This window comes from Kitasatospora sp. NPDC089509 (assembly GCF_044749365.1).
Lineage (GTDB): Bacteria > Actinomycetota > Actinomycetes > Streptomycetales > Streptomycetaceae > Kitasatospora.
The window spans coordinates 205,925-220,607 of sequence record NZ_JBIVHS010000009.1 but is presented as its reverse complement, the minus strand read 5'-3'; the positions used below and the strand labels follow the sequence as shown (position 1 = coordinate 220,607).

10 protein-coding genes are annotated in these 14,683 nt (G+C 71.8%); 4 read left to right on the top strand and 6 right to left on the bottom strand.

Translation table 11 applies throughout. The annotated features are described in order from the left end of the window. Positions 1–764 precede the first annotated feature (764 nt). Both ACIP4P_RS21235 and ACIP4P_RS21230 read right to left on the bottom strand, forming a co-directional pair. Positions 765–1,310: an ATP-binding protein gene (locus ACIP4P_RS21235; protein WP_400920574.1), complete on the bottom strand. Its 546-nt coding sequence runs from the start codon at positions 1,308–1,310 to the stop codon at positions 765–767. 159 nt (positions 1,311–1,469) lie between these two features. Further along, a complete protein-coding gene (locus ACIP4P_RS21230; RefSeq protein WP_400920572.1) occupies positions 1,470–2,411 on the bottom strand; it encodes an Ig-like domain-containing protein in 942 nt (313 codons plus the stop codon). Positions 2,412–2,421: 10 nt separating this feature from the next. Between ACIP4P_RS21230 and ACIP4P_RS21225 the strand changes: the two genes are divergently transcribed. Then, on the top strand, positions 2,422–2,745 hold the full coding sequence (locus ACIP4P_RS21225; protein WP_400920570.1) for a hypothetical protein: 324 nt from the start codon (positions 2,422–2,424) through the stop codon (positions 2,743–2,745). A 114-nt stretch (positions 2,746–2,859) separates the two neighbouring features. On the opposite strand, the gene ACIP4P_RS21220 is transcribed toward ACIP4P_RS21225, so the two are convergent. Continuing rightward, positions 2,860–4,098 carry an Ig-like domain-containing protein gene (locus ACIP4P_RS21220; protein WP_400920568.1) on the bottom strand — a complete coding sequence of 413 codons (1,239 nt, stop codon included), beginning with the start codon at positions 4,096–4,098 and terminating at the stop codon, positions 2,860–2,862. A 178-nt stretch (positions 4,099–4,276) separates the two neighbouring features. After that, positions 4,277–5,485 (bottom strand): Ig-like domain-containing protein, encoded by a 1,209-nt coding sequence (locus tag ACIP4P_RS21215; RefSeq protein WP_400920701.1) that lies wholly within the window; start codon positions 5,483–5,485, stop codon positions 4,277–4,279. 531 nt (positions 5,486–6,016) lie between these two features. Between ACIP4P_RS21215 and glgX the strand changes: the two genes are divergently transcribed. Further along, the gene (gene glgX / locus ACIP4P_RS21210) at positions 6,017–8,269 is read left to right on the top strand and encodes a glycogen debranching protein GlgX (protein WP_400920566.1); all 2,253 of its coding nucleotides are present in this window, start codon (positions 6,017–6,019) and stop codon (positions 8,267–8,269) included. 4 nt (positions 8,270–8,273) lie between these two features. Here the strand turns inward: glgX and ACIP4P_RS21205 are convergent, their stop codons facing one another. Beyond that, positions 8,274–9,707, bottom strand: coding sequence for a family 2B encapsulin nanocompartment shell protein (locus ACIP4P_RS21205; protein ID WP_400920563.1), 1,434 nt, complete (start codon positions 9,705–9,707; stop codon positions 8,274–8,276). Positions 9,708–9,940: 233 nt separating this feature from the next. On the opposite strand from ACIP4P_RS21205, the gene ACIP4P_RS21200 reads away from it, so the two are divergent. Next, complete coding sequence (locus tag ACIP4P_RS21200) at positions 9,941–11,767, top strand: ABC transporter ATP-binding protein (RefSeq protein WP_400920561.1); 1,827 nt, start codon at positions 9,941–9,943, stop codon at positions 11,765–11,767. After that, positions 11,764–13,611 (top strand): ABC transporter ATP-binding protein, encoded by a 1,848-nt coding sequence (locus ACIP4P_RS21195; RefSeq protein WP_400920559.1) that lies wholly within the window; start codon positions 11,764–11,766, stop codon positions 13,609–13,611. The genes ACIP4P_RS21200 and ACIP4P_RS21195 overlap by 4 nt, the downstream gene beginning before the upstream one ends. A 108-nt stretch (positions 13,612–13,719) precedes the next feature. Here ACIP4P_RS21195 and ACIP4P_RS21190 read toward each other — a convergent pair whose 3' ends face one another. Then, on the bottom strand, positions 13,720–14,619 hold the full coding sequence (locus ACIP4P_RS21190; protein ID WP_400920557.1) for a hypothetical protein: 900 nt from the start codon (positions 14,617–14,619) through the stop codon (positions 13,720–13,722). Between the last annotated feature and the right edge of the window lie 64 nt (positions 14,620–14,683).

The window sequence follows — 14,683 nt, the reverse complement described above, 5'->3', positions numbered from 1 at the left end:
GGCGACGCGCCCCCACCCCTTCGGCCGCCCCGCTCGGGCGCACACGAGCAAACCCCGTCAGGACGGCGGGGTGCGGCTCATGATCGTTTGCTGCAACGGACTTGACAGCTCAGCAGGTGTCGGCGGCGCCACCGGGCGACGGCACACGGCCGCCCACGAGCCCCCTGCCGAAAGCGGCGGGAATCCGCCGGGTAATGGTCGATCCGAAAAACGTGGACGACTCTACTGAAGCCTCGTGAGAAAACCGAGGAAGGAGGAATGAACGCTCCGCGACAACTTCATCGTCTTACCCCCGCCGAAAATAACTGGAGATCAAGCTTCCGAATTTGATCGAATACCGCGGAGACTATGCCCACCAGCGACGCACTGTCAACGGTCGACTTCAGCCGCACGATGAACCCGGCACGAACGGCGGCCCGTTCGCACCCCGACCATCCCACCCCCCGGAGTCCACCCCCGGACGCCGCCGCCGGCCGCTCCCCGGCGCGGCCGCATCACCAAGATCATGAATATTCACAGGCGACAGCGTGAACCTATGCAAAATCCAAAGGTGAAGTAGGTTACAAACCTTGCAATCAAAGCCACCCGGTTTGCCCACATGCTGAGATCCATGCGATAGTCGAGCCATCGAACTTCGGCGGGCCCGACCTGGCACTGCCGACGCCCATCGCGCGACACGCACCCCCTTGGCCGCGCGATGACCTGCACGGGCCCCCACCCGCCGGACCACGGCGACACCGGGGGCCCTGCGCGTATCCGGCGCCTCAGCCGCGCTCGCGGACCTTCAGCTCGAACCAGACGCCCTTGCCGCGCGGCAGCAGGTCCGCACCCCAGCGGTCGGCGAGGTCGTCGACGATCTTCAGCCCGCGGCCGCGCTCGTTCACCGGCCGGGGCTCGGCGAGGATCATGCAGGGCAGCGAGCGGGAGGAGTCCCGGACCTCGACCCGCAGCCAGCCGGGCTTGCGACTGACGTGCAGTCCGATGGTGCGCCCGGCCGCGTGCCGCACCGCGTTGGCCACCAGCTCACTGGTGAGCAGCTCCCCGGCCTCCAGGTGCTGGTGGAGCTCCCAGGACTCCAGGACGTTCAACACCAGCCGACGGGCCACCGGGCCGGACTCCGGCCGGGACGGCAGCCGCACCTCGTTCGGCGCGGACTGGTCGCACAGCCTGCCGGAGTACATCTCCTGCAGCTCCTCGGGACTGAGCCGTTCCAGCGCCGAGAGCGCACTCCGGCCGTCGGTCCACGACGCCTCCGCGACCACTCCGGCCGCCGGAACCGGTGACTGATCTGTTTCGCCCCAACCCGCCATGCGGACCATCATTGCGGAACGCAAGCGGCCGCGTACGGACAATGAGCAAACGATCTCCCCCGAGTCGGCATATGCCCGGGGCAGGAAAGCATCGACCCGGACCGACCGAAGTCAAGCCCGGGTTGACGTGAAACCGCCGTCACCTGGCGGATCGTGCGGCTACCAGTTGCTCCACGGCAGGTTCCAGCCGCTCAGCCCGTTCGACGGGTCGAGGGTCTCCTTCTTCACCGAGTTCTTCACGATCACCACGTCCCCGACGAGCGAGCCGTCGTAGAACCTGCCCATCGTGGTGGAGTCCCCGCCGCCCTTGACGTCCTTGAGGCCCACGCAGCCGTGGCTGACGTTGTCCTCGCCGAAGCTGTTGCTCCACCAGTTGCCGTGCACATAGGTGCCCGAGGTGGTCAACCGCATCGAGTGCGGCACCTGGAGGTCGTAGGGCGCGCCGGTCATCCCGGGCAGGGTGCTGGACTGCATCCGCACCGTGCCCTCCTTGGACATGATCACCATGGTGCCGTTCCAGGTCGGGTGGTCGTCCGAGCCCGAGGTGATGTCGATGTCGGTGCTCTGCCCGCCGTCGGCGACCGTCATCCGGTGCGCGGCGGCGTCAACCGTCGAGATCTGGGATCGCCCGATCGTGAAGGGCTCGTCCCGGTCGGAGCCGTACACCCCGGGGGCGATCTCCACGCTCTTCAGGCGGTAGTGCACCGTCACCTTGGTGCCCGGCTTCCAGTACTGCTCCGGACGGAAGTCCAGCCGGCGGTCGTCGAACCAGTGGCCCTTGACCACGGTGCCGTCACTGGTCTCGAACGTGATGCCCTTCAGCACCGCGTCCCGGTTCTTCACGTCCTTGCTGAAGTCCACCGAGACGATCATGCCGACGCCGTAGGTGGCGTTGTCGTCCACGTTGTCGGAGGCCTTCGCCAGCGCCGCCGGGGTCAGCGTGGTGAAGCTGCTGTCCGCCTCGGCCACCGCACCGGCGGCGTCCGCGGCCATCGCGCTGACCTGGTAGGCGGTGCCCACCGCGAGCCCGGTGGTCGGGGTCCAGCTGGCGCCGTCCGCGGCGATCGTGCCGGGGACCTCCTTGCCGGACCTGTCGCTCACCTTGACGGTGGTGAGCTTCCCCCCGGTCGCACCGATCCTGAGCGCGCCCGGCGCCACGTCCACCGCGCCGTTCTTCGGCTCGATGCTCACCGCGGCCGTGGACGCCTTCGGCGCCGCGGTGGAGGGCGCCGTCGTCGCGGACGCGGTCGCCCCGGCCCCGGCTCCCAGATCGGCCTTGGCGGCCCCGCTGCCGCTGCCGCCCCCACTGCCCCCGCCGCACGCGGCCGTCAGCGCCATCGCCCCGCCGACCAGACCGGCGGCCACCACTCTGCGTATCGATCTCAACGCCGTTCCCTCCCTTGCTCCCCGCGGCCACGACGGACCCGAACCGTAGATGTGCCGGACCGTCGGAAAGGTTGCGCCGCCCGAGGGGCTTTCTGCCCCGAAAACCGAGCGGCCCGACCACCCCAACGGGTGAGTCCGGGCCGCTCGTCCAGAACCCCCGGGTCTACCAGTTGGCCCAGGTGATGTTCCAGCCGCCCAGCCCGTTGGAGGGCGAGACGGTCTTCTCCTTGCTGTTCACGACCTTCACCACGTCGCCGACCATCGACTCGTTGTAGAACGTGCCGGCCGACGAGGAGTCGCTGCCGCCCTGCACGTCCTGCATCGAGATGCAGCCGTGGCTGCCGTTGAGGTTGCCGAACGGCATGCCCTTGTACCAGTAGTTGCCGTGCACGAAGGTGCCGGAGGTGGTCAGCCGCATCGCGTGCGGCACGTCCGGGATGTCGTACTCGCCACCCAGACCGACGGTGTGCGAGTCCATGTGGGTGACCTTCTCCTTGGCCATGACCACCATCGTCCCGCTCCAGGACGGCGTCGCGTCGGCGCCCATGGTGACCGGCAGGGTGCTGCTCTTGCCGTCCCGCTCGACCGTCATCTTGTGGGTCTTGGCGTCGGCGGTGGAGACCATCGAACGGCCGATGGTGAACGGCTCGTCCTTGTCCACGTCCCCGTAGACGCCCGGCGCGACCTCGACGCTCTTCAGCCGGTACTTGATGGTCACCTTGGTGCCCGGCTTCCAGTACTCCTCCGGACGGAAGTCCACCCGGCGGCTGTCGAACCAGTGACCCTTGACCACGGTGCCGTTGTCGGTCTGGAACGTGATGCCCTTCAGCACCTCGTCCTTGTTCTTGACGTCCTTGGTGAAGTTCACCGAGACGATCATGCCGACGCCGTAGGTGGCGCCGTCGGCGATGTTGTCGTTGGTGGACACCTTCTTGTCCGGCGTCAGCGTGGTGAACGAGGTGGTCGACGCGGACACCAGCCCGGCGTCGTCCTTGGCCTGCGCGTCCACCTTGTACGCCATGCCGACCGCGAGCGCCGCGGCCGGCTTCCAGCCGGTGCCGTCCGGGGTGATCGCCCCCTCGACGGGCTTGCCGTTCTTGTCCGTCACCTCGACGGTGGTCAGCTTGCCGTTGCTGACGGACACCTTCAGCGCGCTCGGCGCGACGTCCTGGGCACCGTCCTTCGGCTCGACCGCGAGCACGGCCGCCGAGGCCTTCGGCGAGGCCGCGCTCCCCCCGGGGGCGGCCGTCCCGTTCGCGTCCGCGGACGCCGTCGCGGCGGCGTCCGCGGACTTCCCGCCCTTGTCGTCGTTGCACGCCGCGGTCAGCAGCAGCACCCCGCCCATGGCCAGCGCCATCGCACCTCTGCGTATCGCGGCCCCGGCCGTCTTCCCCGTCTTCACGGAATCTCCCCTCCCGATGTTCACTCACTTGACGCGGCGAGCACCCCGAGAAGTTGCACCGGATCCCGATCTTTCGTACAGCCGCTCGCCGGTGGTGCGCTCCCGGGGCGGCCTCCGACGCGCCGGAGCAGCATAGCCGGGCCCTCCCGGTGAACTCCGGGGGGAGGTGTGAAGACCACTACCGCAGGGCGCTCCCGGCCACCCACTGGTCCCACGGCACGTTCCAGCCGTTCAGCCCGTTCGACGGCGGGACGAAGTCCCCGGCCGAGGCCTTCACCTCCAGCACGTCCCCCGGGACGGTGTGCTCGAACAGCCAGCCCGCCGGGGTGTCCTTGCCGGTGCCGCCCTTGCTGTCGGCCAGCCCGATGCACCCGTGGCTGGTGTTGGCGGTGCCGAACACCCCTGGATCGGCCCAGTAGTTGCCGTGCACGAAGGTGCCGGAGGTGGTCAGCCGCATCGCGTGCGGGACGTCCTTGATGTCGTACTCGTCGCCCATGCCGACGCTCTGCGAGTTCATCCGGGTCACCTTGTACTTCTCCGACACCACCATCACCCCCCGGTAGGTGGAGTGGTCGGGGCTGCCGCCGGACACCTTGAGCACCTTCACCACCTTGCCGCCCGCACCGGCCCGGACGGTCAGCGTGTGCGCGTCCAGGTCCACCGTGGACACCTGCGCCCGCCCCACCGTGAAGTGCAGGTCCCGGTTCTGGCTGCCGAACTCCCCCGGCGAGCCCTGCACGTCCTTCAGCCGCAGCGCCACCGTCACCCTGGTGCCGGCCGCCCAGTACTGCTGCGGGCGGAAGTCCAGCCGCTGGTTGCCGAACCAGTGCGCGGCCACCGGCACCGGCGGGTCCGCGCCGACCTGCACGGCCCGCTCCACCGCCGCCCGGTCCCCGATCGGCCGGCTGAACCGCAGCGAGACCGGCATCCCCACCCCGACCGTCGACCCGTCCTCCGGCGTGAAGAAGGCCACGAAGGTGTGCGCCCGGGCCACCGTGGAGAACGCCGAGTGCTGGGCGGCCCGTTGGCCCTGGTCGTCCTCCGCGACCGCGTCCACCGTGAACGCCGTACCGAGCGGCAGCGGTCCGTCCGGCGCCCAGCCGGCCCCGTCCGCCCCGATCGTCCCCGGCAGCTCCGTCCCCTTCGCGTCCGCCAACCGCACGGACACCAGCCGCCCCTGGGTCACGTTCACCCGCACCGGCCCCTCCGGCGGCACGTCCTGCGCCCCGTCCGCAGGCAGCGCACTCAGCACCGCCCGCGACGGCGGCGGCGCCGGAGTGCGCGGACCGCCCCCGACCGCGTCCCCACCCGCCCCACCAGAAGAGCCCCCACACCCGGCGAGCACCGCCAGGCCACAGAGCCCCGCCGCAACCCGCCGCGCCCACATCCCCACTCGGCGCCGCATCCCGGGGCCTCCCACTGTTCACGTCCGATGCCCACGGAACAACGACAACCCTCCCGACAGAGACACGCCAACCCCCGAAACCCCAGCCCCACACCCCATCTCCCCCGGGCGCGCGGGCCCCACCCCGCGCGCCCGAAGCACCCCCAACCCGCACCCACCCACCCCCAGCACCCCCACCCACCTCCCCCCTCCCCTCCCCTCCCCTCCCCTCCCCTCCCCTCCCCTCCCAGGCGAGAGGGACGCGCTGCGGGAGGGGGCGGTGGAGGGGGTGGGTGCGGAGAGGGGCGTAACGGGTGATTTTCAGACTGCCAACGGCGGCCAGGCATACGCAGACAGGGTCGGCAGTCCGAAAATCACCCAGCCCCCGGAGCACCCACCCCCGGAACCGCCCCCGGCCTCACCCACCCTCCCGAGAGCCCACCCCCCAAAAACAGAACCCGCTTCCTTCCCCCACAATCCGGGAAAGAGAAGGTGAACGGGTTCCGGGACACCCCGTTCAGGGAGGGTTCGACCATGGCGTCAAGGCAGGAGCTGGAAGCCGGGGTACGGCCGGACGGCGGCCCGCACACCGCCGCACCACCGTGGCCAGGCAGCCGGCATCCCCTCGGCGCCCACTTCCGCCCCGACCGCACCAGCGGCACCAGCGGCACCGACCACACCGGCGGCCCCGACCGCCCCCGCGGCTCCGGCACCAACTTCGCCCTCTGGGCGGCCGGCGCCGAAGCCGTCGACCTCTGCCTGTTCGACGAGGCCGACCAGGAGACCCGGCACCGCCTCACCGAGCAGGACTGCCAGATCTGGCACGGCTTCCTGCCCGGCGTGCGCCCCGGCACCCGCTACGGCTTCCGGGTGCACGGCCGCTGGGACCCGTGGACGGGCGCCCGCTGGAACCCGGCGAAGCTGCTGCTCGACCCCTACGCCCGTGCCGTCGACGGCAGTTACACCTCCCACGACGCGGCCTGCTCCGCCGTCCGCAACTGGCCGGAGGCCGATGTCGCCGACACCGTCCGGGACAACCGCGACTCCGCCCCCTACGTCCCCAGATCCGTGGTCGTCCACGACGACGACGACTGGTCCGACGACCACCGCCCGAGAACCCCGTGGGCCGAGACCGTCCTCTACGAACTGCACGTCCGCGGCTTCACCATGCGCCACCCCGAGATCCCGCCGCCGCTGCGCGGCACCTACGCCGGCCTGGCCCACCCCGCCGCGATCGCCCACCTCACCCGCCTGGGCATCACCGCCGTCGAACTGCTGCCGGTGCACCAGTACGCCAGCGAGGACCACCTCCAGGCCCGCGGCCTGGTCAACTACTGGGGCTACAACACGATCGGCTACTTCGCCCCGCACGCCGGCTACTCCGCCGCCGGCTCCCGCGGCGGCCAGGTCGGCGAGTTCAAGCGGATGGTCCGCGCCCTGCACGCCGCCGGGATCGAGGTGATCCTCGACGTGGTGTTCAACCACACCGCCGAGGGCGCCGAACTCGGCCCGGCGCTGTCGCTGCGCGGCATCGACAACGCCGCCTACTACCGCCTCGCCGCCCACCGCCCGCGCGGCTACGCCGACTACACCGGCTGCGGCAACACCCTGGACACCCGCCGCCCCCAGGTGGTCCGGCTGATCACCGACTCACTGCGCTACTGGGTCACCGAGATGGGCGTGGACGGCTTCCGCTTCGACCTCGCGGCCGCCCTGGCCCGGACCACCGACGGCGTCGACATGGACCACCCCTTCCTCGCCGCGGTCGCCCAGGACCCGCTGCTCAGCCGGGTGAAGCTGATCGCCGAACCCTGGGACGTCGGCCCCGGCGGCTACCAGGTCGGCGGCTTCCCCCCGCTGTGGGCCGAGTGGAACGACCGCTACCGCGACACCGTACGGGACTTCTGGCGCGGCGCCCGACCGGACGTCCGCGAGCTCGGCTACCGGCTGGCCGGCTCCTCGGACCTCTACCAGAACAACGGCCGCCGGCCCTACGCCTCGGTCAACTACGTGACCGCGCACGACGGTTTCACCCTGCGCGACGTGGTCTCCTACGACCGCAAGCACAACGAGGCGAACGGCGAGGCCAACCGGGACGGCACCGAGGACAACCGCTCCTGGAACCACGGCGTCGAGGGCGAGACCACCGACCCGGAGGTCAACGCGCTGCGGCTGCGCCAGCTGCGCAACCTGATGGCCACCCTGCTGCTCTCGGCCGGCGTCCCGATGATCACCGCCGGGGACGAGCTCGGCCGCACCCAGGGCGGCAACAACAACGCCTACTGCCAGGACGGCGAGGTCAGTTGGCTGGACTGGTCGCTGCTGGAGCAGCCCGCCTGGCGGGGCCTGTGCGAGCTGACCGCCCGGCTGGTCCGGCTGCGCCGCTCCCACCCGGTGCTGCGCCGACGGGCGTTCTTCTCCGGCCGGGCCGCCGTCCCCGGCGGACAGCCGGACCTCGCCTGGTTCACCCCGCTCGGCAAGGAGATGACCGAGGCGGACTGGTACGCCCCGACGGCCTGCCTCGGCATGCTGCTGTCCGGCGCCGCGATGTCCGAACAGGACGACACCGGGCACCCGTTGGCCGACGACAGCTTCCTGCTGCTGCTCAACGCCGGCCACGAGCCGACCGTGTTCACCCTGCCCGGGGAGCCCTGGGCGGAGCCGGAGGCCGGGTACCGGACGCTGCTGGACACGGCCGCCGCGGGCACGGGCGAGCCGTACCCGCGGGGCGCGGTGGTGCTGGGCGGGCGCTCGCTGCAGCTGCTGCGCGTGCCCACCCGGCCGTAGCGGATCAGCCGCGGGCGTGCCCGACCTCGACGTTCTCCAGCACGCCGATCGCGTCCGGCACCAGCACCGCCGCCGAGTAGTAGGCGCTGACCAGGTAGCCGGCGATCGCCTTCTCGTCGATGCCCATGAAGCGGACGTTCAGGCCCGGCTCGACCTCGTCCGGGATGCCGACCTGGGTGAGGCCGACCACGCCCTGGTTGTCCTCGCCGACCCGCATCGCGATGAAGGAGGTGGTCTGGTCGCCCGCCACCGGGATCTTGTTGCAGGTGAGGATCGGCACCCCGCGCCACACCGGGCGCTGCTTGCCCAGCACGTCCACCGTCCCCGGGTAGACACCGCGCTTGGTGCACTCCCGCTCGAAGGCGGCGATGGCCCGCGGGTGGGCGAACAGGTAGTCGGTGTCACGGCGCATGGCCAGCAGGTCGTCCAGGTCGTCCGGGGTGGGCGCGCCCGCGTGGGTCTGGATCCGCTGGTCGAAGTCGGCGTTGGCGAGCAGCCCGAACTCCGGGTTGTTGATCAGCTCGTGCTCCTGCCGCTCGCGCAGCGCCTCGACGGTCAGCCGCAGCTGCTCCTCGGTCTGGTTCATCGGCTGGCTGTAGAGGTCGGCGACCCGGGTGTGCACCCTCAGCACGGTCTGCGCGACGCTCAACTCGTACTCGCGCGGCTCCAGTTCGTAGTCCACGAAGGCGCCGGGCAGCTCGAACTCGCCCTGGTGGCCGGCCGAGAGGTCGATCTCCGCCTCACCGTGGGCGTTCTGCGCCTGGGCGGCGTCGGTGGCGAAGCCCAGCAGCTGCTCGCGCAGGCTCGCCGAGCGGTCGATCAACTCCTGCAGCTGGGCGGCGTTCAGGGCCATCGCGACACCGGAGGTGGCCGCCTTCACGGTGTACGGCCAGGTGCCGCCCGGCTCGGTGATCACCTCGTCGCCGACGTGGTCTCCGTCCGCGAGGGTGCCGAGCACCGCCTTCTCGCCGTACTTGCCGGTGCCGATCCGGTCGACCTTGCCGTGCGCGATCAGGAACACCTCCTCGATCGGCGCCCCCTCCCGCACCAGCTCGTCGCCCGGGGCGAAGTCCCGCTGGACGAACCGGCGGGCCAGCTCGGCCAGCACCTCCTGGTCCTCGAAACCGCGCAGCGCCGGCACCTCGGCCAGCGAGGGGGCGATCACCGTCACCGAGGAACCGGTCTTGGCGAAGCTCACCCGGCCGCGCCCCGGGGCGTAGCTCAGCCGCCGGTTGACCCGGTAGGTACCGGCACTGACGTTCACCCACGGCAGCATCTTGAGCAGCCAGCGGGAGGTGATCTCCTGCATCTGCGGCTTCGACTTGGTCGTCGTCGCCAGGTTCCGTGCCGCGGTGGTGCTGAGACTGAGCTGGGCCCGCACCTGTACCGTCGCGGCGCCGGGGCCGGGGCCGGGGGTGGGCTCGGCGTCGACCGTCATGTCGGCACTCCTGTCACTCGGGTATCCATGGGTATCCGTCAGGAGATGTAATCGGCCGTTCGGCAGGCGCTCGCAAGAGGCGCACGGCGCATTCCTCCCCGCACGAACGGCCGTGCGCGCCCCGTGCTCCGCCCCTGTCTCACCCGTCCGAGTGGCCGGTTATCGCCGGACGCCACCGACAGGGGCGAAAAACCGGATGAGAAATGACGTGCTGTCCGCCTACCCTCACCGCGATGGCCGAGAACGGACAAGACGTCGACCGGACGACCGGGAGCCACCGCTCCACGGTCCACTCACTGCTGCGCCTGTGGCCCTACGCCCGGGCCGTGCGCGGCCGACTCGTCGTCTCGGTGACGGCCGCCACGCTCGCCATGCTGAGCACCCTCGCCGTCCCGGTGGTGCTCGGCCGGATCGTCGACGGCCCGCTGGCCCGGCACGACCTCCACGCCCTCTGGCCGCCGGTCGGCCTGCTGCTGCTCCTCGGACTGGTCGAGGCCGCCCTGTTCTACACCCGCCGGGTGGTCCTGTCCCGCCCGCTGGGCCGGCTGGAGGCGGACATGCGCAACGACCTCTACGCCAAGCTCCAGCGGCTGCCGGTCTCCTTCCACGACCGCTGGGGCTCCGGCCAGCTGCTCTCCCGGGCCACCACCGACATGAACGCCATGCGGCTCTTCCTGGCCTTCCCGCTGGTGTTCCTGATCGTCAACTCGGTGACCTTCCTGGCCGGCGCCGCCCTGATGCTCACCCAGGACTGGCGGCTCGCGGTGATCGTCCTGCTGCCCGCCGTGCCGCTGACGGTGCTCACCCGGCGCTTCGAGGCCGGCTACTCGCTCGGCGCCCGGCGCGCCCAGGACCAGAACGGCGACCTCGCCACCGTGGTCGAGGAGTCCGTCCTCGGCATCCGCATCCTCAAGGCCTTCGGCCGGCACCGCGCGATGGCCGAGCACTTCCGCGAACAGTCCCGGCTGCTGCGCCGCACCGAACTCGGCAAGGCCCACCAGCTGGCCATGATGTCGGCGGTCGCCGTCGGCCTGCCGGAGATCGCGCTCGCCTGCGCCGTGGCCGTCGGCGCCTACCTGGTCGCCCACGACCAGCTGAGCGCCGGCACCCTGGTCGCCTTCCTCTCCACCGCGCTCGCCCTGCGCTGGCCGGTCGAGTCGCTCGGCTGGCTGCTCGCCTACGCCAACGAGGCCGCCACCGCCACCGACCGGTTCTTCGAGGTCATCGACGAGCCCGAACCGGAGGCCCCGGTCACCGCCGCCGCGCCCGGCCGCACCCCCGACGGTCCCACCGCCGGCCCCCCGGACGGCATCCGCTTCACCGGCGTCCGGTTCCGCTACCCGGACGCCCCCGAGGGCAGCCCCGACCTGCTGACCGGCATCGACCTGCACGTCCGCAGCGGCGAGACGATGGCCCTGGTCGGCGCCACCGGCAGCGGCAAGACCACCCTCACCGCGCTGGTCCCCCGGCTGTACGAGGCGACCGGCGGCCGGATCACCCTGAACGGCCGGGACATCGCCGCACTGCCCCGGGAGGAGCTGCGCGCACTGGTCTCGGTCGCCTTCGAGGAGCCCACCCTGTTCTCCGCCACCGTCCGGGAGAACGTCCTGCTGGGCGCCCCGGGCGCGGACGAGCGGCAGTTGGCCTCGGCCCTGGCGACCGCCCAGGCCGGCTTCGTCGAGCGGCTCCCGGACGGCGTGGACACCGAGGTCGGCGAGCAGGGCCTGAGTCTGTCCGGCGGCCAGCGCCAGCGCCTCGCGCTGGCCCGCGCGGTGGTCGGCGACCCGCCCTTCCTGGTCCTGGACGACCCGCTGTCCGCGCTCGACGTGCACACCGAGGCGCTGGTCGAGCGGGCGCTGCGCGAGGTGCTCGGCTCCACCACCGCCCTGGTGGTCGCCCACCGCCCCAGCACCGTGCTGCTCGCCGACCGGGTCGCGGTGCTCGCGGACGGCCGGATCGAGGCCGTCGGCACCCACCAGGAGCTGCTGCGGGACTGCCCCCGCTACCGCGAACTGATGTCGGGCGAGGCCGCCCTCCGGCCCGAGGGGAGCACCGTGTGACCACCACCGCCGAACCCGCGAAGGCCGAGGCCGCCGAGCCGGCCGAGGAGGAGCTTCCGCCGTCCCCGACCGACGAGGAGGACATACCGGTCCCGCCCGGCGCCCCCCGGGCGCTGCTGCGCTCGCTGCTCGGCCCGCACCGGGCCCGGATCGCCGTCGCGATGGGCGTGATCCTGGTCCAGCAGGCCGCCCTGCAGTCCGGCCCGCTGCTGGTCGCGGTGGCGATGGACCGCGGCATCCCGGCGCTGCGCGCGCACGACTCCGGCCCGCTGGTCGCGGTGGTGGCCGCCTACCTCTTCTGCGCGCTGCTCAGCCCGGTGCTGCAGTGGGCGTTCACCAAGATCAGCGCCCGGGTGAACCAGGACGTCGTGCTGGAGCTGCGCGGCCGGATCTTCCGGCACGCCCAGCGGCTCAGCCTGGACTTCCACGAGCGCTACACCTCGGGCCGGATCATCTCCCGGGCGACCAGCGACATCGACGCGCTGCGCGAGCTGCTCTCCGAGGGCCTCCAGGAACTGCTGACGGTCCTGCTGTCGGTCTGCTACATCTCGGTGCTGCTGGTGGTGATGGACTGGCGGCTCGGCCTCGCCTCGCTGGTGTCCTTCCTCCCACTGGCGCTGATCGCCCACTCCTTCCGCACCCGCTCCAGCCGGGTCTACCGCCGCTCGCGCACCGCCGCCGCCTCGATGATCGTCCGCTTCACCGAGACCATGAACGGCATCCGCCCGGTGCAGGCGTTCCGCCGCGAGAAGGCCAACAACGCCGCCTTCGCGGTGGTCAGCGGGCAGTCCTCGACGGCCAACGCGGAGGGCTTCCTGGAGCTCGCCCGGTACGTCGGCCTCTCCCGGCTCACCGCCAACATCTGGTTCACCGGCATCGTGCTGCTGGGCGCCTACCTGGTCACCGAGGACGCCCTGGAGCTGGGCGTGCTGACCGCCTTCGCGCTCTACCTGCGCCGCCTGTACGACCCGCTCGACCACCTGGCGATGTTCCTGAACAGCTACCAGTCCGCGGCCGCGGCCCTGGAGAAGATCTCCGGCCTGCTCGCCCACGAGCCGACCGTCACCGAGCCCGCCGAGCCGACGGAGCTGCCGGAGGCCGCCCACAAGGGCCGCGAGGTCTCCTTCGAGCGGACCCGCTTCGCCTACCGCACCGGCCGGGAGGTGCTGCCGCCCTTCGACCTGCTGATCCCGGCCGGGCAGACGGTCGCGGTGGTCGGGGCGACCGGCGCCGGCAAGTCGACGCTCGCCAAGCTGCTGGCCCGCTTCTACGACCCGACCGACGGCCGGATCCGGCTGGACGGCGTGGACCTGCGCGAGCTGGCCACCCCGGAGCTGCGGCGCGGGGTGGTGATGGTGACCCAGGAGTCCTTCCTGTTCTCCGGCACCGTCGCCGAGAACATCGCGATCGGCCGCCCCGGTGCCACCCGTGCCGAGGTCGAGCAGGCCGCCCGGGACATCGGCGCGTACGACTTCATCGCCGCGCTGCCGGACGGCTTCGACACCGACGTGCGCAAGCGCGGCGGCCGGATCTCGGCCGGTCAGCGCCAGTTGGTCGCCTTCGCCCGCGCCCTGCTGGCCGACCCGGCCGTACTGATCCTGGACGAGGCGACCAGTTCGCTGGACGTGCCCGGCGAGCAGGCCGTGCAGCGGGCGATGCGCACCGTGCTGGCGGGCCGCACCGCGGTGATCATCGCCCACCGGCTGTCCACCGTGGAGATCGCCGACCGGGTGCTGGTGATGGACCTCGGCCGGATCGTCGAGGACGGCTCCCCGGAGCGGCTGATCGGCGGCGAGGGCCGTTTCGCCACCCTGCACCGTGCCTGGCGGGACAGCCTGGTGTAGAACTCCCCACAGTGGCGCCCCACCGGGGAGCCCCACAGTTGTGCCCGTCCGGGTGCGCCGTCACGCACCCGGGCGGGCCGCCCCGTCCCCCTGAGGCCCGAGGGCCGGTCAGTTCACGGTCACCACGTAGTCGGTGTGCCAGTAGGGCGTCCAGCAGTCCTCCACCGCGGCCACCACGTCCAGCGTCCCGCCCGGCAGCACCTGCCCGGCGACGGTCGAGGAGTCGATCACCACGGACGGATTGATGAAGATCGCGTCCTCGAACCGCGGCCCGCTCTGGTAGGCGCACACCAGGGTGCGCGGCCCGGTGCTCTTGCAGCCGTAGGGCACCGTGCCGGTCAGGGTGGTGCGCTCGGGCACGGTGATCGCCACCTCGATCGGGTGCCGGGAGTACGAGGGGCCCGCGTTGTACACCCACAGCGGCAGCGAGATGGTCGCCCCGGGGTGCCCGGTGAGGTCGCCCGGCTGCGGGATCGGGTGCCCGGCCTGCCAGGCCGAGGAGGCCCCGGTCATGAAGGTGGCCCGGGTGTCGGCGGTGGTGAAGCTGTACTGGGTGGTGTGGCCGGACTGGTCCGGGTCACCGGGGTAGTACACCTGGACGTCGCCGCTGATGGTCTGGTACGACAGGGTGATCGGCGCGACGTGCAGGGCCAGCCGCTCGACCGAGCTCGCCCCCGGCGCCAGCCCGGCCGGGATCTTGTAGGAGCTGCCGGTGCCGAAGTAGGTCAGGGCGACGGCCGGGTCGGCCGACTCCACCACGGCCGGGGCCGGGAGGTGCACCACCACCAGGGTGTCGTCGGTGGTGGTGGACGGCCCCTGGTTGGTGACCTTCACCTTCAGGGTCCCGTTCGTGCCCGGGACCACCGGGCCCTGCGGCGGGGAGATCTCCAGGGACAGCTGCGCGGTCGCCGGCGGCGCCGCGAGGGGGGCGGTGGCGGCCTGGGCCGGCCCCGCCACGAGGAACACGGAGAGCGCGGCCAGGACGGCCGTGCGAATGGTTCGCATCATGAGCATCACGCTCCCCCCGTGCGACACGCAGGGCAACCGGATGACAGCCGTCCGTAGCACGCCC

Coding starts and splice junctions, on each gene's coding strand:
- ACIP4P_RS21235 (WP_400920574.1), bottom strand. CDS start 1,310: ATGGCGGGTTGGGGCGAAACAGATCAGTCACCGGTTCCGGCGGCCGGA.
- ACIP4P_RS21215 (WP_400920701.1), bottom strand. CDS start 5,485: ATGTGGGCGCGGCGGGTTGCGGCGGGGCTCTGTGGCCTGGCGGTGCTC.
- glgX (WP_400920566.1), top strand. CDS start 6,017: ATGGCGTCAAGGCAGGAGCTGGAAGCCGGGGTACGGCCGGACGGCGGC.
- ACIP4P_RS21205 (WP_400920563.1), bottom strand. CDS start 9,707: ATGACGGTCGACGCCGAGCCCACCCCCGGCCCCGGCCCCGGCGCCGCG.
- ACIP4P_RS21200 (WP_400920561.1), top strand. CDS start 9,941: ATGGCCGAGAACGGACAAGACGTCGACCGGACGACCGGGAGCCACCGC.
- ACIP4P_RS21190 (WP_400920557.1), bottom strand. CDS start 14,619: ATGATGCGAACCATTCGCACGGCCGTCCTGGCCGCGCTCTCCGTGTTC.